The organism is Mycobacterium sp. 1164985.4, assembly GCF_001668575.1.
In the GTDB taxonomy this organism is placed as follows: domain Bacteria; phylum Actinomycetota; class Actinomycetes; order Mycobacteriales; family Mycobacteriaceae; genus Mycobacterium.
In genome coordinates this window covers 161,957-184,159 of the sequence record NZ_LZMD01000065.1, presented here as the reverse complement: position 1 = coordinate 184,159, position 22,203 = coordinate 161,957, and the positions used below count along the sequence as shown (strand labels likewise).

Here is a 22,203-nt window from a genome sequence, read left to right as displayed (position 1 = left end):
ACCTATCATCGGCGGCTGATGGCGAACCTGATCAACGTCGAGCGCGCGACGGTGGCCTACGGCACGCGCACCCTTCTCGACGCGGTCAGCCTGGGCATTGACGAAGGCGACGCGATCGGTGTCGTCGGTCGCAACGGCGACGGGAAGACCACGCTGCTGCAGATCCTGACGCTCACCCGCGAGCCGGACTCGGGCCGCGTCACACACACCTCGGGCCTGTCGGTGGGGTACCTGCGCCAGAGTGACGACTTCGCCGCCGAGAGCACCGTGCGCGACGTGATCGTCGGCGGTCGGCCCGACCACGTGTGGGCCGCCGAGCCAGAGACTCGCGACGTGGTCTCGCACCTGCTGGCCGACGTCTCCCTCGACGGTGCGGTCGGGCGGTTGTCGGGCGGCGAGCGACGCCGGGTGGCGCTGGCGGCGGTGCTGATCGCCGGTCACGACGTTCTCGTGCTCGACGAGCCGACCAACCACCTCGACGTCGAGGTGATCGGGTGGCTGGCCGTGCACCTGAACCGGCGCAGGGCCAAGGCGCTGGTGGTGGTCAGCCACGACCGCTGGTTCCTCGACGCGGTGTGCACCAGGACGTGGGAGGTGCACGCCGGCAGCGGAAAAGGGAGGGTCGACGGCTACGACGGCGGTTACGCGGCATATGTGCTCGCGCGGGCCGAGCGGATGCGGCTCGCGGCAGGCGCCGAGGCACGCAGGCAGAACCTCATGCGCAAGGAACTGGCGTGGTTGCGGCGCGGTCCGCCGGCGCGGACGTCGAAGCCGAAGTTCCGGATCCAGGCGGCCAACGAGCTGATCGCGAACGAGCCACCGCCGCGGGACTCGCTCGTCCTACAGCGCTTCGCCACCTCGCGGCTGGGCAAGGACGTGTTCGACCTGCACCGCGTGCGGCTCGAGGCCGGCGACACCGTCGTGCTCGACAAGGTCGACTGGTCGATCGGGCCCGGTGCGCGGATCGGGTTGGTCGGCGTGAACGGCACCGGCAAGACGACGGTGCTGAAGCTGCTGGCCGGTGAGCTCGCGCCGACCGCCGGCACGATCAAGCGGGGCGCGACGCTGAAGATCGGCTACCTCAGCCAGGCGCTGGCCGAACTCGACGGGGCCGACCGGGTGCTCGACGCCGTCGAGAACCGGCGGCGCATCACGGAGTTGGCGGGTGGCGGCGAGATCAGCGCCGACACCTTGCTGCGCGACTTCGGGTTCACCGGCGACAAGCTGACCGCGCGGGTGTCGGAGCTGTCTGGTGGGGAACGGCGCCGTCTGCAGTTTCTGCGGTTGCTGCTCGACGAGCCGAACGTGCTGTTGCTGGACGAGCCCACCAACGACCTGGACATCGACACCTTGACCGTCATCGAGGACTACCTGGACGGTTGGCCCGGCACGCTGATCGCCGTGACCCACGACCGGTATTTCCTCGAACGGGTCTCCGACGTCACCTACGCGCTGACCGGCGGCGGCCGTTGTGAGCTGTTGCCGGGCGGGATCGAGCAGTATCTCGCCGACCGGGCTGCTGCGGCGGCGTCTTCGCCGGCGTCGGCGTCGACTTCGACGGGGCCGCAGGGCGAAACGGCGTCGGCGCGGGAGCGGCGCACCGGTAAGGAGATGGCCCGCATCGAGGGACAGCTGGACAAGCTCGAGGCGCGGATCGCCGCGCTGCACGAGGCGATGGCCGAGGCCGCCGCGGACCATGTGCGGCTGGGTGAGTTGAACGTCGAGCTTCAGGAGTTGTTGAGCCGCAAGGAGTCTCTCGAAGAGGCATGGTTGGCGGCCGCGGACGGCTAACGCAACCGGATCCGGAGCCGGCCGGCCGTCTCGCGCACGATGCCCAGCTGTTTGGCGACCTGGATCGGTGCGGTGCCGCCGCGGGCGTCGCGGGAGTTCACCGACCCTTCGACCGTCAACACCTCCCGGACCTCTGACGTGAGTTCCGGGTGGATGCCGGCGAGTTCGGCGTCCTCGAGTTCTTCCAGCCCGACGCCCCGCGCCTCCGCCGCGCGTACGGCGGCACCGGCCGCTTCGTGCGCGACGCGGAAGGGCACTCCCCTGCGCACCAGCCATTCGGCGACGTCGGTGGCCAGGGTGTAGCCCAGCGGCGCCAGCGCGACCATTCGGTCGGCGTCGAAGCGCAGCGTGGCCGCCAACCCCGCCATCGCCGGCAACAGCAGTTCCAGCTGCGCGACGGAGTCGAAGACCGGCTCTTTGTCCTCCTGCAGGTCGCGGTTATAGGCCAGCGGTTGGGCTTTGAGCGTCGCCAGCAGCCCGGTGAGGTTGCCGATCAGCCGGCCGGACTTGCCGCGGGCGAGTTCGGCGATGTCCGGATTCTTCTTCTGCGGCATGATCGAGCTGCCCGTCGACCAGGCGTCGTGCAGGGTGACGTACCCGAATTCGGTTGTGCTCCACAAGATGATGTCTTCGGCCAGCCGCGAGAGGTCCACGCCGATCATCGAGAACACGAACGCCGCCTCGGCGGCGAAGTCCCGTGACGCCGTGGCGTCGACGGAGTTGTCGGCGGCGGCGTCGAACCCGAGGTCTTCGGCGATCGCATCGGGGTTGAGGCCCAGCGACGACCCGGCGAGGGCCCCTGATCCGTAGGGCGACACCGCCGCTCGCTTGTCGAAGTCGACCAGCCGGTCGACGTCGCGCAGCAGCGGGTGCGCGTGGGCCAGCAGATGGTGCGCCAGGAGGATCGGCTGGGCGGACTGCAGGTGGGTCTTGCCCGGCATGATCGCGGTCGGGTGGGCCGCGGCCTGGGTCGCCAACGCGTCGACGACCTGCAGCGCGCCGTCGGCGACACGCCGGATCGCGTCGCGCAGCCACATCCGAAACAGCGTGGCCACCTGATCGTTTCGTGACCGGCCCGCTCGCAGGCGGCCTCCGAGTTCGGCGCCGACCCGGTCGATCAGGCCGCGTTCGAGCGCACCGTGTACGTCCTCGTCGGTGACCAGCGGGCCGAAGCTGCCGTCCGCGACGTCGGCGGCCAGGCTGTCGAGGCCCGCGAGCAGTCCGTCACGCTGTTCGTCGGTGAGTAGACCGGCGTCGTGCAGCACCTGCGCGTGCGCCTTCGATGCCCGGATGTCGTAGGGCGCCAGCACCCAGTCGAAGTGCGTCGACTTCGACAGGGCGGCAAGCGCATCGGACGGCCCATCGGAGAACCGTCCGCCCCACAGCGAGCCTTCGTTCGTGCTCACGTGATCATCACTTGCCCAAGTCCCGGCGTGCGGAGATGCTCGACGACAGGCCGTGAATCTGCACGAAACCGCGGGCCGCGGACTGGTCGAAGGTATCGCCTTCGTCGTAGGTGGCGAGATTGAAATCGTAGAGCGACTCGGCGCTGCGGCGGCCGTTGACCGCGATGTGTCCGCCGTGCAACACCATTCGGATCTCCCCGGTCACGTGCTCCTGGGTCTTGGCGACGAACGACTCCAGCGCGGTCTTCAGCGGCGAGTACCACAACCCGTCATAGACCAGCTCGCCCCACTTCTGGTCGGTATGGCGCTTGAACCGGCCGAGCTCGCGCTCGAGCGTGACGTGTTCGAGTTCGGTGTGCGCGGTGATCAACACCATCGCGCCGGGCGCCTCGTAGATTTCGCGGCTCTTGATGCCGACCAACCGGTCCTCGACGACGTCGAGCCTGCCGACACCCTGCTCGCCGGCACGCCGGTTCAGCTCCTCGATGGCCTGCAGCACCGTCACCCGACGCCCGTCGATCGACACCGGCACGCCGCGTTCGAATCCGATGACGACCTCGTCGGGGGTGCTCCAGTTGACCGTCGGGTCCTCGGTGTAGTCGTAGACGTCCTTGGTGGGCGCATTCCACAGATGCTCGAGGAATCCGGTCTCGACGGCGCGACCCCAGACGTTCTGGTCGATCGAGAAAGGCGAGCGCTTCGTGACGTTGATCGGGATTGCGTTCTCCTCTGCGAACGCGATCGCCTTCTCCCGCGTCCACGCGTAGTCACGCACCGGGGCGAGCACCTTCAGATCCGGTGCCAGCGAGGCGAACCCGACCTCGAAGCGCACCTGGTCATTGCCCTTACCGGTGCAGCCGTGTGCGACCGTGCTGCCGCCGTGTTCGCGCGCCGCATCCACCAGGTGCTTGACGATCAGCGGTCGGCTCAGCGCCGACACCAGCGGGTAGCGGTCCATGTACAGCGCGTTCGACTGGATCGCGGGCAGGCAGTACTCGTCGGCGAACTCGTCCTTGGCGTCGACGACCACGGCCTCCACGGCGCCGCAGTCGAGTGCGCGCTTGCGGACGACCTCCATGTCCTCGCCGCCCTGGCCCAGGTCGATCGCGACGGCGACCACCTCGCGCCCGGTCTCCTTGCCGATCCAACTGATCGCCACCGAGGTGTCCAGGCCACCGGAATAGGCCAGGATGACGCGTTCGGACATCAGCAGGTCTCCTTTTGTCTAATGCTTTCGAGTTTCGTTGCCAGTTCGGCGCCGGTCATCGGTTCGCGGGCGACGACCAGGATGGTGTCATCGCCGGCCACGGTGCCGACGACGAACGGGAGTGCCGCGCGGTCCATCGCGGCGGCGAGGTAGTGGGCCGCCCCCGGCGGAGTCCGCAGGATGGCCAGGTTGCCGCTGGCGTCGGTCGACACCAGCAGCTCGGCCAGCAGCCGCGACATCCGTTCGGTCCCACCGGAAACGCCGCGCACCGGGCTGCCGTCCTCGGGGACGATGTACACGCCGACGCCGCCGTCGGCGCCGCGCAGTTTGACCGCGCCGAGCTCTTCCAGGTCGCGCGACAGCGTGGCCTGGGTGACCTCGATGCCCTCCTCGGCCAGCAGGGTGGCCAATTCGGTTTGGCTGTGCACCGATTGCGACGACAGGATCGCCACGATGCGGGCCTGCCGTCCGGCGCGGGTCGCCGCTGAAGTCATTGCTCGACTCCCGCACGCTCCAGCAGCCACACCAGCAGCGCCTTCTGGGCGTGCAGGCGGTTCTCGGCTTCGTCCCACACCGCGCTCTGCGGACCGTCGATCACCTCGTCGGTGATCTCTTCCCCGCGGTGGGCCGGAAGGCAGTGCAGCACAACCGCATCCGCAGCCGCCCGGCCGAGCAGCCCGTCGTTGACCTGGAACGGCCGGAACGGCCCCACCCGGTCCAACCCGTCGTTCTCCTGCCCCATCGACGTCCAGGTGTCGGTGACGAGCACATCGGCACCGTCGGCCGCCGCGTCGGGGTTCTCGGTCACGGTGACGGTCGCACCGGTCTCCGACGCCCGCTTCTTCGCGGCGTCGACGAAGTCCGGATGCGGTTGGAAGCCGGCCGGCCCCGCGATCGTCACATCCAGACCCGCGGTCACGCCGCCCACCATCAACGAGTGCGCCATGTTGTTGGCGCCGTCGCCGAAGTAGGACATCCGCAACCCTGCCAGCTTGCCCTTGCGTTCGGCGAGCGTCTGCAGGTCGGCGAGCACCTGGCACGGGTGGAACTCATCGGAGAGCGCGTTCACGATCGGCACACTCGCACCCGCCGCCATCGCGGTCAGCCGGTCCTGGGCGAAGGTGCGCCACACGATCGCCTTGACATACCGCGAGAGCACCCGACCGGTGTCCTCCAGCGTCTCGTCGCGCCCCAGCTGTGTGCTGCGCCCGTCGACGACGACGGCGTGGCCGCCGAGTTGGGCGATGCCCAGCTCGAACGAGAACCGGGTTCGGGTGGAGTTCTTGTCGAAGATCACCGCCACCCCGCTCGGGCCCTCCAGCGGGCGCCGGCTGAACGGCTGCGCCTTCAACTCGGCAGCGAGGGCGAGCACCTCGGCCTGCTGCTCGGGGGTCAGGTCGTCGTCGCGCAGAAAGTGCCGGATTCCGGTCATGAGGCGGCGCCCTTGTCGAGGACCGCAGGAAGCGCGGTGAGGAAGTCGTCGATCTGGGCTTCGGTGATGACCAGCGGCGGGGCCAACCGGATCACGGCGGGCGCTGCGGCGTTCACGAGGAACCCGGCATCACGGGCCGCGGCCTCGACGGCCTTGGCGGCCTCGGCGGTCAGCACGACGCCGAGCAGCAGGCCGCGGCCGCGGACGTGATCGACCAACGGATGTCCCAGCGTCTCGATGCCGGCCGACAGCGTCTTGCCGAGCACGTCGGCGCTACCGACGAGGTCGTCGTCGGCCAGCACCCGCAGCACCGCGAGCGCCGCCGCGGTGCACACGGGATTGCCGCCGAAGGTGCTGCCGTGCAGACCGGGCGTCAACAGCTCGGCGGTTGCGCCTGTGGCGATGCACGCGCCGATCGGCAACCCGCCGCCGAGCCCCTTGGCCAGGGTCACGACGTCGGGGGCGATCCCGTCGTGTTGGTGGGCGAAAAACGCTCCGGTCCGCCCCATTCCGGTCTGCACCTCGTCGAGCACCAGCAGCGCGCCGTGCGCCGCGGTGATCTCGCGGGCGGCGACCAGGTAGCCCGCCGGCGGCACCACGACGCCGCCCTCTCCCATGATCGGCTCGAGGAACACGGCTGCGGTCTCGTCGTCGACGGCGGCCCGCAGGGCGTCGACGTCGCCGTACGGCACGTGGGTCACGTCACCGGGCAGCGGCGCGAACGGCGCCTGCTTCGACGGCTGACCGGTGAGCGCGAGCGACCCCATCGTGCGGCCGTGGAAAGCCCCCTGCGCGGCAACCAGTTTCGTGCGTCCGGTCAGTCGGGTGATCTTGAACGCGACCTCGTTGGCCTCGGTGCCGGAGTTGCAGAAGAACACCTTGGCGGGGTGGCCCACGTGGCCGACGAGCGCCTCGGCCAGCGCGACACCGGGTTCGGTCGCGTATAGGTTCGAGGTGTGGCCCAGCGTGTTGAGCTGGCCGGTGACCGCCTCGATGACCGCCGGATTTCGATGGCCCAGGATGTTGACCGCGATGCCCCCGAGCAGGTCGACGTAGGACTTGCCGTCGACGTCGGTGACCACCGCACCGTCCCCGCTGGCCAACGCCAGCGGCGGGGTGCCGTAGTTGTTCATCATCACGGCCTGCCACCGCTCGAGCAGACTCATGACCGCACCACTTTCGTCCCCGTTCCCTCGTCGGTGAGCAGTTCGACCAGCACGCAGTGCTCCACGCGGCCGTCGATGACGTGTGCGCTCGGCACACCGCCGGCAACCGCACGCAGGCACGCCTCGATCTTCGGGACCATGCCCGCCTCCAGCGTCGGCAGCATCTGGGTCAGTGCGGCCGAGTCGATCTCGCTGACCAGCGAGCCGCGGTCGGGCCAGTTGGTGTAGAGGCCCTCGACGTCGGTGAGCATCAGCAGTTTCTCCGCGCCCAGCGCCTCGGCGAGCGCGGCGGCCGCGGTATCGGCGTTGATGTTGTGCACGATTCCGTCGGCGTCGGGCGCGATGGTCGAGACCACTGGAATCCGTCCTGCCGCAATGAGATCCAGCAGCGATCCGGCGTTGACCCTCTCGACGTCGCCGACGAGGCCGATGTCGGTGGCCACGCCGTCGACGGTCACGCTGCGCCGCACGGCGGTGAACAACTGGGCGTCCTCGCCGGTGACGCCGACGGCGTACGGGCCGTGAGCGTTGATCAGCCCGACCAGTTCCCGGCCGACCTGACCGAACAACACCATGCGCGCGACGTCGAGCACCTCGGGTGTGGTGACCCGGAAGCCACCCTTGAAATCACCCGGGATGCCGAGGCGTTTGAGCATCGCGCTGATCTGCGGGCCGCCGCCGTGGACCACGACCGGATGCACACCGCAGTTACGCAGGAAGACCATGTCGGCGGCGAACGCGGCCTTGAGCACCTCGTCGGTCATCGCGTTGCCGCCGTACTTGATGACGACGATCTTGCCGTGCAGTTGTTTGAGCCACGGCAGCGCTTCGGCCAGAACCTTTGCCTTGACCGGGGTTTCGACGCTCATGAGCTGTACGCCGAGTTCTCTTCGACGTATCCGTGCGACAAGTCGGTGGTGCGGATCGAGGCCTGCCCCGAACCGTCGGCGAGATCGATGGTGACATCGATGTCCGCACCGGACAGGTCGACGTCGCGCGAACCCGGCTGCGGCGCCCCGTCTTTCCAGACCGGAAAACCGTTGAACGCCAACGTGACCCGATCCGGGTCGACCTTGAACGGCGCCATTCCGATGGCCGCCAGCACCCGGCCCCAGTTCGGGTCCGACCCGAACAACGCCGTCTTGACCAGGCTGTCACGCGCGACCAGGCGGGCGCCGAGCAGGGCGTCGTCCTCGGACGCCGCACCCTTCACGGTGATGACGATCCGCTTCGTCACGCCCTCGGCGTCGGCCTGCAGCTGCTGGCACAGGTCGTCACACACCCGCAGTATCGCCTCGTCGAGCTCGTCCTGGCTGGGCTTGATCGCGCTGGCGCCCGACGACAGGAGCAGCACGGTGTCGTTGGTCGAACAGCTGCCGTCGACATCGAGGCGGTCGAAGGTGAGCGCGGCGGCCTTGCGCAACGCCTGATCGAGCGCGGCGGAGTCGGCGACGGCGTCGGTGGTGATCACGCACAGCATGGTGGCCAGCGACGGGGCAATCATGCCCGCGCCCTTGGCCATCCCGCCGACGGTCCAATTGCCCGCGTGATGCAAAGCGACCTGTTTGGGCACGGTGTCGGTGGTCATGATGGCCCGCGCGGCTTCCTCACCGCCGGTGAGGCCGCCGGCCAGTTCGTGCACGATCTCGGTGACGCCGGACAGCACCTTGTCCATGGGCAGCCGGTCGCCGATCAGTCCGGTGGAGCAGACCGCGACCTCGATGGCCCCGGTCTCGGTGCCCCAGTCGCTCAACGCGGCCGCGACCGCCTCGGCGGTGGCGTGCGTGTCCTGGAACCCCTGGGGTCCGGTGCAGGCGTTCGCGCCGCCGGAGTTCAGGATCACCGCGCGCAGGCGCCCGGTGGTGAGTACCTGCCGGCTCCACAGCACCGGCGCCGCCTTGACCTGATTGCGGGTGAACGCGCCCGCGGCGGCGTAGTCGGGACCCTCGTTGAACACCAACGCCAGGTCCAGCGCCCCCGAGGTCTTGATGCCGGCGGCGATCCCGGTCGCCCGGAAGCCCTCCGGTGCGGTGACCCCCTGCGTGCGCAGCAGCCGTGTGCCGGCGCTCTGCTCGGCGTCGGGCCCGGTCACGGCGCCACACCCACGATCGATAGTCCTTCGGTCTCCGGCCAGCCCAGCGCCAGGTTCATCGACTGCACGGCCGCGCCGCCGGTGCCCTTGACGAGGTTGTCGATCGCCGCGATCGACACCAGCGTCTTCGCGTCGTCGTCCACGGCGACCGCCAGCTGCGCGGCGTTGCTGCCGATCACGGCACCGGTCTTGGGCAGTTGGCCCTCCGGCAGCAGATGGATGAACGGTTCGGCGTCATAAGCCTTTTCGTAGGCGGCGCGGATCTCCGACAGCGGGGCGGCGGTGCGCGCCGTGCAGGTCGCCAGGATCCCGCGCGTGGTGGGGATGAGCACCGGGGTGAACGACACGGTGACGTCCTTGTCGGTCAGCGCGCGCAGCCCCTGGGCGATCTCCGGCGTGTGCCGGTGCTTGCCGCCGACGTTGTACGCCCGCGCCGACCCGATCACCTCGGCGCCGAGCAGGTCGGTCTTGGCCGCGCGGCCCGCACCCGATGTGCCGCTGACGGCCACCACGGTCACGGCCGGCTCGATGAGGTCTGCGGCGACGGCGGGCCACAGCGCCAACAGCGCCGCGGTCGGGTAACAGCCCGGCACCGCGATCCGCTTCGCTTCGCGCAGGCGCTCGCGCGCACCCGGCAGCTCCGGCAGCCCGTAAGGCCAGCTTCCGGCGTGCGCCGACCCGTAGAACCGCTCCCACGCCGCGGAGTCGGTGAGCCGGAAGTCGGCGCCGCAGTCGATGATCACGGTGTCGTCCCCGAGCTGCTCGGCCAGCTCCGCGGAGTGTCCGTGCGGCAAGCCGAGGAACACCACGTCGTGACCGCCGAGCACCTCTTTGTCGGTGGGCTCCAGCACCCGGCCGGCCAGCGGCAACAGGTGCGGATGGTGCTCGGCCAGCGTCATGCCGGCGCTTGCGGCGGCGGTCAGCGCGCCGATTGTCAGCCGCCCGTCGGCATAGGCGGGATGCCCGAGAAGTAGACGTAGGATCTCACCGCCGGCGTATCCGCTGGCGCCCGCTACCGCGACTGAAACCATGCAGGCGATTCTGCATGTTTATGCAGAGCGATGCAAATTCATTACCCTCAGCGGCGTTGTTCGGCGCCGACCCGTTCGGCCGCGGCTTCGACCGCCGCTTCGCGCGCGGCGCTGGCCTCGTCCTCGGTGAGGGTGCGGTCGGCGGCGCGGAACCGCAGCGCGAACGCCAGCGACTTGCGGCCCTCGCCGATCTGCGGGCCGGTGTAGACGTCGAACAACCGCACATCTTCGAGCAACGGACCCGCCCCCGCCCGGACCGCGTCGATCACGGCGGCCGCGGCGACGTCCTCGGCGACGACGAGGCTGATGTCCTGGAACACCGCAGGGAACGGTGACACCCGCGGCGCCGGGAGCCGCTCGACGATCGGTATCGCGTCCAGATCGAGTTCGACGGCACAGGTGCGCTCGGGCAGTCCGGCCCGCTCGACGACGGCGGGGTGCAGTTCGCCGGCGTAACCGACGACGGTGCCGCTGTCGCGGTCACCCAGCACCACCTCGGCGCAACGGCCGGGATGCCACGGCAGGTGCTGCGCGGGACGCAGGCTCAGCTCGACACCCGCGGCGCGCGCGATCACCTGGACCGCCTCGAACGCGTCGGCGGGTTGCGCCTCGCGACCGGGACCCCAGGGGCCCGCGGGCTCACGCAGCCCGGCCAACACCACGCCGACGTGTTGGGGTTGCCGCGGCAGCGATGCGTCCAGCGCCGCGATCTCCTCGTCGCTGGGTCGCCGGTCGGTCGGTATCCGTTCGAGCGCGCGGGTATTCGGCGTGGGCACGACGACCTGCTGGATGGCGAACAGCCCGACATCGACGGCGCCGCGAGACACGTTGCGTGTCAACGCCTCCAGCAATCCCGGCAGCAGCGTGGTGGCCAGCTGCGGGCGGTCGGAGTCCAGCGGGTTGAGCACGTCGGTCGTCGCCCTGCGGTGGTCGTCGGCGGGCAGCCCCCACTGGTCGAACACGCCCGCAGGCAGGAATGGGGTGGGCAGGATCTCCACATACCCGTTGAGTCCCAACGATTTTCCGATGGCGCGCCGCCGCCTCTGCACGGAGGTCAGGCCGCGTCCGGCCGGGGCCAGCGGCAGCACCGACGGAATCTTCTCCAGGTCCTCGAGCCGCAGCACCTCCTCGACGAGGTCGGCCGGCTGGATGAGGTCGGGCCGCCAACTCGGCGGGGTGACCGTGAGCGCGCCGTCGGCGGAGACGACCCGCGCGCCGATCTGAGTGAGCCGCCGCTCGGCGGTGCCCGGCGCATAGTCGACACCCGCGGTCCGGTCGGGCAGGTCGACCGCCATGGTCACCGGCGGCTGCGACCAGTCCTCGCGGGGCGGTTCACCGCGCCAGTCGGTGAGCGTGGGTTCGACCGTGCCGTCGGCGATCTCGGCCAGCAGCGTGGCGCAGCGGTCCAGCGCGGCGACCGAGATCGCCGGGTCGACGCTGCGCTCGTAGCGGCGGCCCGCCTCGCTGTACAGGCGCAGCCGCCGCTGGGTGCGTGACACCGCGGCCGGATCCCACACCGCGGCCTCGAGCAGCACGTCGGTGGTGGTGTCGCGCACCTCGGTGGTGCCCGCGCCCATCACGCCGCCGATCGCCGCGGTCGCGACGTCGTCGACGATCAGCACGTCGGCGGGGTCTAGGCGGCGTTCGACGTCGTCGAGGGTCACCACGGTCTCCCCCGGTTCGGCGAACCGCACCCGGAATCCGCCGGTGACGAGGCTTCGGTCGTGGGCGTGCATCGGGTGCCCGAGCTCGAGCATGACGTAGTTGGTGACGTCGACCGCGGGTGAGATGGCCCGGATGCCGGACAGCAGCAGCCGTCGCTGCATCCACCACGGTGAGACGGCGTCCGGATCGATTCCGGTCACCGGCCGCAGCCCGAACCGCCGCACGCCGGTGCCCGGTTCGATCGACACAGGCAGCGCCGCGCCCTCCGCGGGAAGCGGCGCGATGTCGGCCGGATCGGCGTAGTCGAGGTCGTAGGCTGCGGCGATCTCGCGGGCCAGACCGCGCACCGACAGGCAGTAGCCGCGGTCCGGTGTGATCGCGAGGTGGAAGACGACGTCGTCGAGGCCCAGCACGTCGGCGGCCGGGGTCCCCGGTTCGGCGGTGCCGGCAGGCAGCACCAGGATGCCCGAATGGTCGGTGCCCAGGTTCATTTCGGCCGTCGAGCAGATCATCCCGTCGGAGATCCGGCCGTAGGTCTTGCGACTGGCGATCGTGAAGTCGCCCGGCAGTACTGTCCCGGGCAGCGCCACCACGACCAGGTCATCCACGACGAAATTGGTTGCGCCGCAGACGATGTCACGGGGTTCGGCCTCGCCGACGTCGACCTTCACGGCGCGGATGGGCTTCTTGAACTCGGTGAGTTCCTCGATCTCGGCGACCCGACCCACCGTCAGCGGTCCGGTGACCGGACCGACGGGAATGACCTCCTCGACCTCGTGGCCGATGCGAATCAACGCCTGCTCGAGGTCGGAAGGGCTCACGTCCCAACCCGGTGCGCCGGCCTGCACGACGTCGCGCAGCCAGCTGTACGGTAGCCGCATCAGGCCCCTACCCCGAACGGCAGGGAGAACCGCACATCACCCTCGACCATGTCGCGCATGTCGGGAATCCCGTTGCGGAACTGCAGCGTTCGTTCCAGCCCCATACCGAATGCGAAGCCCGAGTAGGCGTCGGGGTCGATCCCGCAGGCGCGCAGCACGTTCGGGTTGACCATGCCGCAGCCGCCCCACTCCACCCATCCGGGTCCGCCCTTTTTGTTCTCGAACCAGATGTCGACCTCGGCCGACGGCTCGGTGAACGGGAAGAAGTGCGGCCGGAACCGGGTGCGGGCCTGTGGTCCGAATTCGGAGCGGGCGAACGCGTCGAGCGTGCCGCGCAGGTGTGCCATCGTCAGCCCCTTGTCGACGGCCAGCCCCTCGACCTGATGGAAGACCGGGGTGTGGGTGGCGTCGAGTTCGTCGGTGCGGAAGGTGCGCCCGATCGAGACGATGTAGACGGGCGGTTCGCGCTCGAGCAGCGTTCGGATCTGCACCGGCGAGGTGTGCGTGCGCAACACCTGGCGCGACCCCTCCGGCGCGATGTGGAAGGTGTCTTGCTCGCTGCGGGCGGGATGGTCCGGCGGGAAGTTGAGCGCGTCGAAGTTGAACTGCTCGGTCTCGACCTCGGGCCCCTCGGCCAGCTCCCAGCCCATGGCGACGAACGTGTCGGCGATGCGCTCGCCCAAGATCGTGATCGGGTGGCGCGCGCCGACCGGTTGCCGCGTCGACGGCAGCGTGACGTCAATGCGCTCCGCGACCAGCACCGCGGCGTCGCGCTCCGCGCGCAGCGCCGCCAACCGCTCGTCGTAGGCGCGCTGCGCCTCGCCGCGCGCCACATTGACGCGCTTACCCGCGTCGGCCCGGTCGGCCTTGGCCAGCGACCCAAGCGACTGGCGCGCCAACGCGATCGGCGACCGGTCGCCGAGGTGGTCGGTCTTCGCCCGCGCGAGCGCGTCGAGGTCGGCGGCCGCGTCGAAGGCACGCCGAGCAGCGCTGACAGCCTCGGTCAGCGCTTCTTCGGACAGGTCTGCGGGCTGATCAGCCACCCGGCGATCATAGGCGATGCGCCAGTTGGCCCTCGAACGCCCATCGGCGCCGTAGGCGGGCGACGACCAAACCCGATGCGGCGGCGACGAGCCCACACGCCGTCGCGAGCGTGGCCGACGGACCGCTGGTCACCAACAGGGCGTAGCCGAACGCGACGGCGACACCCAGCAGCAGCCTCCGCACCGTCGTCCAACGTCCCTCGCGGGCGAAGCGGGCGCTCGCCAGCATCCCGAGCGTCAACGCCGCGACATGCCCGACGTCGCTGAACCCGCGCTCGATGGCGAGGGTGGCGAATCCGATCGCCAGCCACCAGCCGATCCAGGCCGGGCGCCACCGCGCCGGCAGCGCCGCGGTGAGCGAGCCCAGGACTGCGGCGGCTCCGTAGCTCATTCCGACATCCGGCGCGCGGGCCACCGAACCCGGCAGCCACGCCTGCGCGACGCCGGCGCCCAGAGCGGCCGCCACGAGCAGGGTGGCCCCGACATGTCCGACCCCGAACACCACCAGCAACCGGATGCTGCCCCACTGCAACTCGGCCAACGCCAGCAGGCAGATCAGCCCTGGCAGCCACACGTAGATCGGTCCCGCGTCGACCACGAACGCGCTGCCCACCAAGGTGCCGAGGCGCCCGTGGGAGAGGTTGTGCAGGTTCGTGCTGGCATGGCAGACGACCCGGTCCTTGAACTCGGGTCCCTGCCACAACAGCACCGACGTCACCGACGTGAGAATGACCGCGTACGCCAGGGTCACCCGAACCGGCCCGAGACGCCCGATCACCACGAGAATCCACTATTCCCCCGCGGGGTGCTCCTCGTTGTTTCCGCCACCTGGCAAGTGCCTGAGGGTTTTCAGCCGGTACATGACGAAGTCGTTCGGCACCCCGTCCTGTTTGTGCGCGAAGACCTGGCGGCGCAGGCGTTTGGCCTCCACGCCCAGCGATGCGAACTCTTCGGCGGGGATGCGGTCGAGCGTGGTCGCCGAGACCACCAATTCCCCGCGGGTCGCGCGGCTCATCACCCGCGCGGCGATGTTGACATCGACGCCCAGCCAATCCGATCCGATGCGCTGCGGGTGGCCGGTGTGCACACCGACCCGCATGCGTGGGGTAAACCCGTCGATGTCAACGGCTTTGACCGCCTCGCGTGCGGAGATCGCCGCTCGTACGGCCGTCGTCGGGTCGGAGAACACCGCCATCAGGCCGTCGCCCATGCGCTTGACGATCTGTCCGCCCGCCTCCAGCAGCGGCGGCTCGGCGACCTGCGACACGCGACGGAGCAGCTTCAACGTCGCATCGTCGCCGGAGTTCAACGCCCACGCCGAGAAGCCGACGAGGTCGGTGAAGACGAGCGTCGCCTCGCGGTTGGCCGGTTTCCCGGAGACCCGCTCGGTGAGCGCCTGCCACACCTGCAACGCGCCGAGGCTCACCTCGCGGGTGGCGGCATTGCGTTCGAGTATCCGGTCCGCGGCGCGGGCGGCCGCCCGCGGTCCGCCCACTCCGTCGGCCGACAGTGGATCCCCGAACTCCGGATCGCCCGGCAACACGCGGCGGGTCCGCCGCAGAAAGGCGATGACGCTCTCGTTGCGGTTGGTGTTCTTCAGCCAGCCCAAAGGCCCGGTCGACCGCTCGAACGGCTCGACATCCACGACGTCAGCCTAAGCGGGCCGCTCGACGCCGAGCAATCTCGTCAGACGAAGCCGTCATCCGAATCACGAAAGCACGGTCAGCGAAGCAGCTGGTCACAGCGATGTGGAGGCCCAGTAGCCACGGAATAACGGTGCGAGACGACGCGCCCCGCAAATCGTAGACAACATTCGTTGTCAGCATTATCGTCGAGTTCGACGCCGATTCAGCGAGGAATCAGATGACCGCGAACCACAGCACCGATCCCCTTGGTCCCGACTCGTTGACGTGGAAGTACTTCGGCGATCTGCGGACCGGGCTGCTCGGTGTGTGGATCGGTGCGGTGCAGAACATGTACCCCGAACTCGGTGCGGGCGTCGAAGACCATTCGATCCTGCTGCGCGAACCGCTGCAGCGCGTCGCGCGCTCGGTGTACCCGATCATGGGTGTCGTCTACGACGGCGAACGCGCTACCAGTACCGGCGAGCAGATCAAGAACTACCACACCACGATCAAGGGCGTCGACGCCGAAGGGCGTCGCTATCACGCGTTGAACCCCGAAACGTTCTACTGGGCGCACGCCACCTTCTTCATGCTGATCATCAAGACGGCCGAATACTTCTGCGGTGGGTTGACCGAGGCCGAGAAACGTCAGCTGTTCGACGAGCACGTGCAGTGGTATCGCATGTACGGCATGAGCATGCGCCCGGTGCCTGAGAGCTGGGAGGAGTTCTGCGAGTACTGGGACCGCAAATGCCGCGAGGAGCTCGAGATCAACCGCGCCACGCTCGACATCTTCTCGATCCGCATCCCCAAACCGTGGTTCGTGTTGATGCCGACCGGGCTGTGGGATCAGCTCTTCAAGCCGATGGTGGGCGCGCAGCGCTGGATCGCGGCGGGCGTTTTCGACGAAGCGCTTCGCGAGAAGGCCAACATGCGGTGGACGCCGGGAGATGAGGTTCTGCTGCGGCTGTTCGGCAAGTTGGTCGAGTTCGCATTCGTGGCGGTGCCCGACGAAATCCGTTTGCATCCACGGGCATTGACCGCATACCGGCGCGCCCAGGGGCGCCTGCCCGCGAACGCCCCGCTGGTCGAGGCGCCGGCGTTCATGGCGCCCCCGAGCGACCGGCGCGGCCTACCCATGCACTATGTGCCGCCCCGCAAGTCGCTGCTAGACCGGGCGGGCTCTCTTGTGCACACCACGTTCTCTTTGGCGGGGCTGCGTCCGGCCCGCGGACGCCATAAGGCAGCCTGAGTGCATGCTCGAATGGTCTGACACCGATATCGCCGTCCGCGACGCCGTGCGCGAGTTCGTCGACAAGGAAATCCGCCCGCACGTCGATGCGCTGGAAAGCGGCGAGATGGAGCCCTACCCCATCGTCCGCAAGCTGTTCGCGACGTTCGGCATCGCCGACATGGCCCGCGAGTCACTGAACAAGCGGCTCGCCCGGCTGCGCGACGGCGGCGGCGCGTCGGAGAAATCCTCGGGCGGCGGCATGTTCGGCGAGGGTTCCGGCGGCATGGGGTTCGTCGTGATCAGCGAGCTGTGCCGGGTCTCGATGGGCGTGGTCACCGGCATGGGCGTCAGCCTCGGGCTGACGGTGCCGACGATCATGAGCCGCGGCACGCTGGCGCAACAGGAGCGCTGGCTGCCGGACCTGGTCACCTACGACAAAGTGGGCGCCTGGGCGATCACCGAGCCCGACTCGGGGTCCGACGCGTTCGGCGGCATGAAGTCCTACGTTGTGCGCGACGGCTCAGGAAATGGGGAGTACATCCTCAACGGCCAGAAGACCTTCATCACCAACGGACCCGATGCGGACGTCGTGGTGGTCTACGCCAAGTTGGACGAGGGCGACCCCAGCGTCGACAAGCGGGACCGCAAGGTGCTGACGTTTGTGCTCGACCGCGGCATGGAGGGCTTCGTGCAGTCGAAGCCGTTCCGCAAGATGGGAATTCACAGCTCCCGCACCGGCGAGTTGTTCTTCAACAACGTGCGTCTGGGCCGCGACCGGCTGCTCGGCGAGACCGAGGAGAATTCCGCCGGCGACGGCCGCGCCAGCGCGCGCTCGAGCTTCAGCACCGAACGCATCGGCGTTGCCGCGATGTCGCTCGGCGTGATCGAGGAGTGCCTGCGGCTGTGCGTCGACTACGCCAAGAGTCGCACGCTGTGGGGTCAAGAGATCGGCCAGTTCCAGCTGATCCAGCTCAAGCTGGCGAACATGGAGGTGGCGCGGATGAACGTGCGCAACATCCTGTTTCGTGTGATCGAAGCGGCGCAGGCCGGCGTGCCGATTTCGCTGCCCGAGGCCTCGGCGATCAAGTGGTACTGCTCGCAGGCGGCCACCGACGTAGCGATGGACGCGGTGCAGTTGTTCGGCGGCAACGGCTACATGACCGAGTACCGAGTCGAACAACTGGCGCGCGACGCCAAGTCGCTGATGATCTACGCCGGAAGCAACGAGGTGCAGATCACGCACGTGGCGCGGGGTCTGCTCGGCTCCTGACGGGTCAGCGGTCCTCGACGATGAACTGCGCGGCGCGCGCGGCCATCGCCATCACCGGCCCGTTCAGGTTGCCCGCCAACATGATCGGCATCGCCGAGCAGTCGACGATGCGCAGACTGTCGATACCGCGCACGCGCAGTCGGCCGTCGACGATGTCGTCGTCGCTGGGACCCATGGCGCAGCTGCCGATGGCGTGATAGCCGCAATAGCCGCCGTCCAACGCGGCGTCGACCAGTTCGTCGTCGCTGCGCGCCTGTGGGCCTGGGAACGTCTCGTGGTCGATGTGCTCGGCGATCGGTGAGTGCTCGAACAGCTCGCGGGCCCGGCGCAGGAGGTTTGCGGTGGTGCTGCGGTCGTAGTCGCTGGTGAGGTAGCTCGGGTCCAGCAGCAACGGCGCCGCCGGGTCCGGCGCGGTGATCTCGACGCTGCCCTCGGATGTGGGGCGAAGGGTGAAACCCAGACACGAAACCCCTGGCTCCCGTTCGAGGGCCACCGGCTCACCGTCGTTGTACGCCGGGATCGTGAAGGGGCCCAACAACAGTTGTCCGTCGACGCGGGGCGCGTCCGGGGTGGTCTTCATGAACGCGAGCACGTCGAAGGTCGGTGTCGCCAGCGAGCCCCGGCGTCTTGCCAGGTAGCGTGCGGCGCTTCTGGCCTGCCCGGATCGGCTGGACAGCTGCCGGTTGTATCCGAGCTCGGCGTTGAGGCGGTACTTCAGCGCAAAGCAGCGGTGTTCACGCATCCGCCTGCCCACGTTCTCGCGTTCGAGCAGCAGCGGGACCCCGGCCCGGTCGAGCACTTCGCGCGGGCCGATTCCCGACAGTTGCAGCAGCTTCGGGCTGCCCATGCTGCCGAGGGCGAGGATCGTCTCACGGTCGGCCTGGAACTGTGAGCGCGCGCCGTCCGGCGTTCGGACGGTGATGCCGGTGGCTCGGTCGTTGTCGATGTCGATGCGGCACACCTCGGCTCGCGTGATCACGGTGAGGTTCGGTCGTCGCATCGCCGGGCGCAGGAACGCGTCGGCGGCGCTCACCCGGCGGCCTCGGCGAATGGTGGCGGGGGTGAACCCGATACGGGGTTCGTCGCTCTCGTTGATGTCGTCGAGCGGCCGGAGCCCGAGGTTCGCGCCCGACCGCACCAACTCGTGGCTCACGACGTCTTGTTCGGCCGCTACCGAGATGTGCAGCGGCCCGCCCGCGCCGCGGGTGGGTGAGGCGCCGAACGCGTTGTCCTCCATGGCTTTGAAGACGGGCAGGATCTCGTCCCAGCCCCACCCCTTGTTGCCCAGCTCCTCGAGCTCGTCGTAGTCGGCCCGGTTGCCCCGGTTGTAGACCATGCCGTTGATGGAACTCGAGCCTCCGATCACCTTGCCGCGGGTCCAGAACTCGGGGCGTTGCCTGGGTCCGAACGGCGTTGTCGCGTAGCGCCAGACGTACTTCTCGTTCTCGAACAACATGCCCGAGCCCTTGGGCACGTGCAGCATCGGATGCCTGTCGAGGCCGCCGGCCTCGACCAGCAGCACCGTCGTCGCCGGGTCGGCTGACAACCGGTTCGCCAATACGCAGCCGGCCGAACCGGCGCCCGCGATGATGTAGTCGAAGCGACGCATCGCCGCACAATACTTCGCCGAGCTAAGTCTGTGGGGAGTTTGGGCGCTGATGTGACGCAGCGCGCTTCGGCGCTAGGTGCGTTGTGCCCGCGCGCTCTGGTAGAGGCAGATCGCCGCGGCCGCGGCCACGTTGAGGCTCTCGGTGCTGCCCGGCATCGGGATGTGGACGCGGTGCGTGGCCGACGCCGCGAGCGCTGCCGGCAGACCGTGCGCCTCCGGCCCGAACATCCACGCCGTCGGTCCCGCGAGGTCGGCTCCCAGATCGGGGCTGTCGAGCGAGATTTCGCCGTCCACCGTGGTCGCCAGCACCTGCAGGCCGGCGCCGGCGAGTTGCGACACCGCCGCCGCAGCGTCGTTTTCAGTGACGACGGGGATGGAGAAGATGCTGCCGGTCGAGGCGCGCAGGCACTTACCGTTGTACGGGTCGACGCTGTGCCCGGCGAACACCACGGCGTCGGCCCCCATCGCGTCAGCGATCCGGATCAAGGTGCCCGCGTTGCCCGGCTCGGACATCTCGACAGCGACGGCCACCAGTCGCGGCGACGCGGCCAGCACATCGTCGATCGAGGTCTGCGGTGTCGTGCAGACCGCGACCAGGCCTACCGGAGTCACCGTCTCCGACAGCGCTTTTGCGGCGCGTTCCGTCACCACGTGCACGGGTGCGTCGGCCAGCAGGGCACCGAACCGGTTCAGCGCATCCTCAGTGGCGAAGACCTCGGATACGAGACCGCGCCGCAACGCCGCCTCGACGAGGTTGGGCCCCTCGGCGAGGAAGCGCGCGGCGCGGCGTCGCCCGACGTGGCGGTGCAGCTTGGCCGCAGCGACCACCCGGGCGGATCGTTCGGTGAGCGTCAGGCAGCCTCGCCCGACGGCGCGTTGACGTCCTCGGGCAGTGCGCCCTTGGCGACCTCCACCAGCGCGGTGAACGCGGCCGGATCACTGACGGCGATCTCGGCGAGGTTCTTGCGGTCCACCTCGACCCCGGCGGCCTTGAGCCCCTGGATCAGCCGGTTGTAGGTGATGTCGTTGGCGCGGGCGGCGGCGTTGATGCGCGAGATCCACAGCTTGCGGAACTCGCCCTTGCGGGCGCGCCGGTCACGATAGGCGTAATTGAGCGAATGCAGCTGCTGCTCTTTGGCCTTGCGGTACAGCCGCGACCGCTGGCCCCGGTAGCCCTTGGAGGCCTTGAGGATTGTCCGCCGCTTCTTCTGGGCGTTGACTGCGCGCTTGACGCGTGCCATGGGAATGTCCTTCGTTCAGGTCGTACGTGTTTGGTCGGTCAGCCGTTGAGCATCTTCTTGATGCGGGCGTTGTCGTTGGCCGACACAACGGTGCGACCGTCGAGTCGCCGGGTGCGCTTGCTCGGCTTGTGCTCGAGCAAGTGGCGGCGGTTGGCCTTCTGGCGCACGATCTTGCCGGTTCCGGTGCGACGGAACCGCTTGGAAGCGCCGCTGTGGGTCTTCGCCTTGGGCATGGGTCCTCTGCTCTGTTGTTCTAGCTGTTTCTGTCGGGTGCTGGGGTCGGCTCTGCGGAGCCTTCGGCCTGCTGCGCTGCCTTGGCGCGAGTCTTCGCGCCGCGGTGCGGGGCCAGCACCATCGTCATGTTGCGCCCGTCCTGCTTGGCGGACGTCTCGACGAAGCCGTAATCGGCGACGTCGGCGCCCAGCCGCTGCAGGAGCCGGAAACCCAACTCGGGTCGCGACTGCTCGCGGCCGCGGAACATGATCGTCACCTTCACCTTGGACCCGGCCTCGAGGAAGCGGATCACGTGACCCTTCTTGGTCTCGTAGTCGTGCGGGTCGATCTTGGGACGGAGCTTCTGTTCCTTGACGACGGTCTGCTGCTGGTTCTTGCGAGACTCGCGTGCCTTCTGAGCCGTCTCGTATTTGAACTTTCCGTAGTCCATGATCTTGCAGACCGGGGGTTTGGCGTCCGGCGCTACTTCGACGAGATCGAGATCGGCATCCGCGGCGACGCGGAGAGCATCTTCGATGCGCACGATGCCTACCTGTTCACCGCCCGGTCCGATCAGGCGGACTTCAGGTACGCGGATGCGCTCGTTGACGCGGGTCTCAGTGCTGATGGGGCCTCCTACTGTTGTCCTCTAGGAGCCCACTCCATCAGCGCTCTGCTCTGCCGAACAGAAAAGCCCTGCTCAAAGCAGGGCCCACAGCCGACCAGGACAGGCATTGATGCCTGTGACCGGACCGCTGAGCCGGTATGGCCAGCGGTGGGAGAGGGACTCCACTTGCTGTCCCTGGCGTTTGCCGGGACGGTCGCGCATGCCAGTCTAGCAGGCATGACCGATGACTCGAACTCAGCTGACCTTGACAGCGCCAGCGGCTCTGCCGGCTCAGGTGATCTGAACGGCTCAGCCGGCTCAGGTGATCTGAACGGCTCAGCCGTTCGTGAGCTCGCCGACATCCCCGCCGTCGAGGTGATCACGCGGTCGGCGGTGATGCTGATGAGCGCGGCCGCCGAGAAGCTCGGGCTGTCGGCCGAGAACCCGGACGACAGCCCCCACCGCGATCTGGACGAGGCGCGCCGGCTGATCACCGCGCTGGCCGGGTTGGTAACCGCCTCCGTCGAGTATCTCGGACCTCATGCCGGGCCGGTACGAGACGGCCTGAAGACGCTGCAGTTGGCCTTCCGCGAGGCCAGCGCATCACCGGACGAACCGGGTCAGGGTCCCGGCGAGAAATACACCGGTCCCGTCTGGTCGTGAGTCGCCGCCCATTCAGCGTCCTAACCG

The 22,203-nt window shown here is 69.0% G+C and carries 21 protein-coding genes; 4 read left to right on the top strand and 17 right to left on the bottom strand.

Features of this window, described 5'->3' with window-relative positions; all coding sequences use genetic code 11:
• The first annotated feature begins 18 nt into the window (after positions 1 to 18).
• Positions 19 to 1,791 (top strand): ABC-F family ATP-binding cassette domain-containing protein, encoded by a 1,773-nt coding sequence (locus A5650_RS13185; protein WP_067291653.1) that lies wholly within the window; start codon positions 19 to 21, stop codon positions 1,789 to 1,791.
• On the opposite strand, the gene argH is transcribed toward A5650_RS13185, so the two are convergent.
• From argH to A5650_RS13125, 12 genes are read right to left on the bottom strand one after another with little or no spacing between them, the layout of a single operon-like run.
• On the bottom strand, positions 1,788 to 3,197 hold the full coding sequence (argH, locus tag A5650_RS13180; RefSeq protein ID WP_067291649.1) for an argininosuccinate lyase: 1,410 nt from the start codon (positions 3,195 to 3,197) through the stop codon (positions 1,788 to 1,790). The genes A5650_RS13185 and argH overlap by 4 nt on opposite strands.
• Before the next feature lie 7 nt (positions 3,198 to 3,204).
• Positions 3,205 to 4,404, bottom strand: a complete 1,200-nt coding sequence (locus tag A5650_RS13175; protein WP_067291646.1) for an argininosuccinate synthase — start codon at positions 4,402 to 4,404, stop codon at positions 3,205 to 3,207.
• Positions 4,404 to 4,898 carry an arginine repressor gene (locus A5650_RS13170; RefSeq protein ID WP_067291642.1) on the bottom strand — a complete coding sequence of 165 codons (495 nt, stop codon included), beginning with the start codon at positions 4,896 to 4,898 and terminating at the stop codon, positions 4,404 to 4,406. Before A5650_RS13170 ends, A5650_RS13175 begins: the two co-directional genes overlap by 1 nt.
• Entirely contained in the window at positions 4,895 to 5,836 is a 942-nt protein-coding gene (gene argF, locus A5650_RS13165) for an ornithine carbamoyltransferase (protein WP_067291640.1), read from the bottom strand. Before argF ends, A5650_RS13170 begins: the two co-directional genes overlap by 4 nt.
• Complete coding sequence (locus A5650_RS13160; protein ID WP_067291636.1) at positions 5,833 to 7,002, bottom strand: acetylornithine transaminase; 1,170 nt, start codon at positions 7,000 to 7,002, stop codon at positions 5,833 to 5,835. Before A5650_RS13160 ends, argF begins: the two co-directional genes overlap by 4 nt.
• On the bottom strand, positions 6,999 to 7,871 hold the full coding sequence (gene argB / locus A5650_RS13155; protein WP_067085526.1) for an acetylglutamate kinase: 873 nt from the start codon (positions 7,869 to 7,871) through the stop codon (positions 6,999 to 7,001). The genes A5650_RS13160 and argB overlap by 4 nt, the downstream gene beginning before the upstream one ends.
• Positions 7,868 to 9,094 carry a bifunctional glutamate N-acetyltransferase/amino-acid acetyltransferase ArgJ gene (gene argJ, locus A5650_RS13150; protein WP_067291632.1) on the bottom strand — a complete coding sequence of 409 codons (1,227 nt, stop codon included), beginning with the start codon at positions 9,092 to 9,094 and terminating at the stop codon, positions 7,868 to 7,870. Before argJ ends, argB begins: the two co-directional genes overlap by 4 nt.
• Positions 9,091 to 10,125: an N-acetyl-gamma-glutamyl-phosphate reductase gene (gene argC / locus A5650_RS13145; protein WP_067291629.1), complete on the bottom strand. Its 1,035-nt coding sequence runs from the start codon at positions 10,123 to 10,125 to the stop codon at positions 9,091 to 9,093. Before argC ends, argJ begins: the two co-directional genes overlap by 4 nt.
• A gap of 47 nt (positions 10,126 to 10,172) precedes the next feature.
• Entirely contained in the window at positions 10,173 to 12,671 is a 2,499-nt protein-coding gene (gene pheT / locus A5650_RS13140) for a phenylalanine--tRNA ligase subunit beta (protein WP_067291625.1), read from the bottom strand.
• Positions 12,671 to 13,714 carry a phenylalanine--tRNA ligase subunit alpha gene (gene pheS / locus A5650_RS13135; RefSeq protein WP_067291622.1) on the bottom strand — a complete coding sequence of 348 codons (1,044 nt, stop codon included), beginning with the start codon at positions 13,712 to 13,714 and terminating at the stop codon, positions 12,671 to 12,673. The genes pheT and pheS overlap by 1 nt, the downstream gene beginning before the upstream one ends.
• A gap of 7 nt (positions 13,715 to 13,721) precedes the next feature.
• Positions 13,722 to 14,495 (bottom strand): rhomboid-like protein, encoded by a 774-nt coding sequence (locus A5650_RS13130; protein ID WP_156744118.1) that lies wholly within the window; start codon positions 14,493 to 14,495, stop codon positions 13,722 to 13,724.
• A gap of 9 nt (positions 14,496 to 14,504) precedes the next feature.
• On the bottom strand, positions 14,505 to 15,359 hold the full coding sequence (locus tag A5650_RS13125) for an adenylate/guanylate cyclase domain-containing protein (protein ID WP_067291615.1): 855 nt from the start codon (positions 15,357 to 15,359) through the stop codon (positions 14,505 to 14,507).
• 218 nt (positions 15,360 to 15,577) lie between these two features.
• Here A5650_RS13125 and A5650_RS13120 point away from each other — a divergent pair, with 218 nt between their 5' ends.
• Together A5650_RS13120 and A5650_RS13115 are read left to right on the top strand one after the other, a co-directional pair.
• On the top strand, positions 15,578 to 16,591 hold the full coding sequence (locus A5650_RS13120) for an oxygenase MpaB family protein (protein WP_067085514.1): 1,014 nt from the start codon (positions 15,578 to 15,580) through the stop codon (positions 16,589 to 16,591).
• A 4-nt stretch (positions 16,592 to 16,595) separates the two neighbouring features.
• A complete protein-coding gene (locus A5650_RS13115) occupies positions 16,596 to 17,843 on the top strand; it encodes an acyl-CoA dehydrogenase family protein (RefSeq protein ID WP_067291612.1) in 1,248 nt (415 codons plus the stop codon).
• A gap of 4 nt (positions 17,844 to 17,847) precedes the next feature.
• Here A5650_RS13115 and A5650_RS13110 read toward each other — a convergent pair whose 3' ends face one another.
• The 5 genes from A5650_RS13110 to infC form a co-directional block, all read right to left on the bottom strand.
• The gene (locus tag A5650_RS13110; RefSeq protein ID WP_067291609.1) at positions 17,848 to 19,452 is read right to left on the bottom strand and encodes a GMC family oxidoreductase; all 1,605 of its coding nucleotides are present in this window, start codon (positions 19,450 to 19,452) and stop codon (positions 17,848 to 17,850) included.
• Positions 19,453 to 19,524: 72 nt separating this feature from the next.
• Positions 19,525 to 20,280 (bottom strand): TrmH family RNA methyltransferase, encoded by a 756-nt coding sequence (locus tag A5650_RS13105; RefSeq protein WP_067291606.1) that lies wholly within the window; start codon positions 20,278 to 20,280, stop codon positions 19,525 to 19,527.
• 23 nt (positions 20,281 to 20,303) lie between these two features.
• Positions 20,304 to 20,693 (bottom strand): 50S ribosomal protein L20, encoded by a 390-nt coding sequence (gene rplT, locus A5650_RS13100; RefSeq protein WP_064346258.1) that lies wholly within the window; start codon positions 20,691 to 20,693, stop codon positions 20,304 to 20,306.
• A 38-nt stretch (positions 20,694 to 20,731) separates the two neighbouring features.
• Positions 20,732 to 20,926: a 50S ribosomal protein L35 gene (gene rpmI, locus A5650_RS13095; RefSeq protein WP_067291604.1), complete on the bottom strand. Its 195-nt coding sequence runs from the start codon at positions 20,924 to 20,926 to the stop codon at positions 20,732 to 20,734.
• Between the two features lie 20 nt (positions 20,927 to 20,946).
• Complete coding sequence (gene infC, locus A5650_RS13090) at positions 20,947 to 21,534, bottom strand: translation initiation factor IF-3 (RefSeq protein WP_082950741.1); 588 nt, start codon at positions 21,532 to 21,534, stop codon at positions 20,947 to 20,949.
• 216 nt (positions 21,535 to 21,750) lie between these two features.
• Between infC and A5650_RS13085 the strand changes: the two genes are divergently transcribed.
• The gene (locus A5650_RS13085; protein ID WP_231992608.1) at positions 21,751 to 22,176 is read left to right on the top strand and encodes a DUF1844 domain-containing protein; all 426 of its coding nucleotides are present in this window, start codon (positions 21,751 to 21,753) and stop codon (positions 22,174 to 22,176) included.
• The last annotated feature ends 27 nt before the right edge of the window (positions 22,177 to 22,203 follow it).

Bases quoted from the DNA above. Each gene is read 5' to 3' on its own strand.
- A5650_RS13185 (WP_067291653.1), top strand. From the start codon at position 19: ATGGCGAACCTGATCAACGTCGAGCGCGCGACGGTGGCCTACGGCACG.
- A5650_RS13175 (WP_067291646.1), bottom strand. From the start codon at position 4,404: ATGTCCGAACGCGTCATCCTGGCCTATTCCGGTGGCCTGGACACCTCG.
- A5650_RS13170 (WP_067291642.1), bottom strand. From the start codon at position 4,898: ATGACTTCAGCGGCGACCCGCGCCGGACGGCAGGCCCGCATCGTGGCG.
- argF (WP_067291640.1), bottom strand. From the start codon at position 5,836: ATGACCGGAATCCGGCACTTTCTGCGCGACGACGACCTGACCCCCGAG.
- A5650_RS13160 (WP_067291636.1), bottom strand. From the start codon at position 7,002: ATGAGTCTGCTCGAGCGGTGGCAGGCCGTGATGATGAACAACTACGGC.
- argB (WP_067085526.1), bottom strand. From the start codon at position 7,871: ATGAGCGTCGAAACCCCGGTCAAGGCAAAGGTTCTGGCCGAAGCGCTG.
- argC (WP_067291629.1), bottom strand. From the start codon at position 10,125: ATGGTTTCAGTCGCGGTAGCGGGCGCCAGCGGATACGCCGGCGGTGAG.
- pheT (WP_067291625.1), bottom strand. From the start codon at position 12,671: ATGCGGCTACCGTACAGCTGGCTGCGCGACGTCGTGCAGGCCGGCGCA.
- A5650_RS13120 (WP_067085514.1), top strand. From the start codon at position 15,578: ATGACCGCGAACCACAGCACCGATCCCCTTGGTCCCGACTCGTTGACG.
- A5650_RS13115 (WP_067291612.1), top strand. From the start codon at position 16,596: ATGCTCGAATGGTCTGACACCGATATCGCCGTCCGCGACGCCGTGCGC.
- A5650_RS13110 (WP_067291609.1), bottom strand. From the start codon at position 19,452: ATGCGTCGCTTCGACTACATCATCGCGGGCGCCGGTTCGGCCGGCTGC.
- rplT (WP_064346258.1), bottom strand. From the start codon at position 20,693: ATGGCACGCGTCAAGCGCGCAGTCAACGCCCAGAAGAAGCGGCGGACA.
- rpmI (WP_067291604.1), bottom strand. From the start codon at position 20,926: ATGCCCAAGGCGAAGACCCACAGCGGCGCTTCCAAGCGGTTCCGTCGC.
- A5650_RS13085 (WP_231992608.1), top strand. From the start codon at position 21,751: ATGACCGATGACTCGAACTCAGCTGACCTTGACAGCGCCAGCGGCTCT.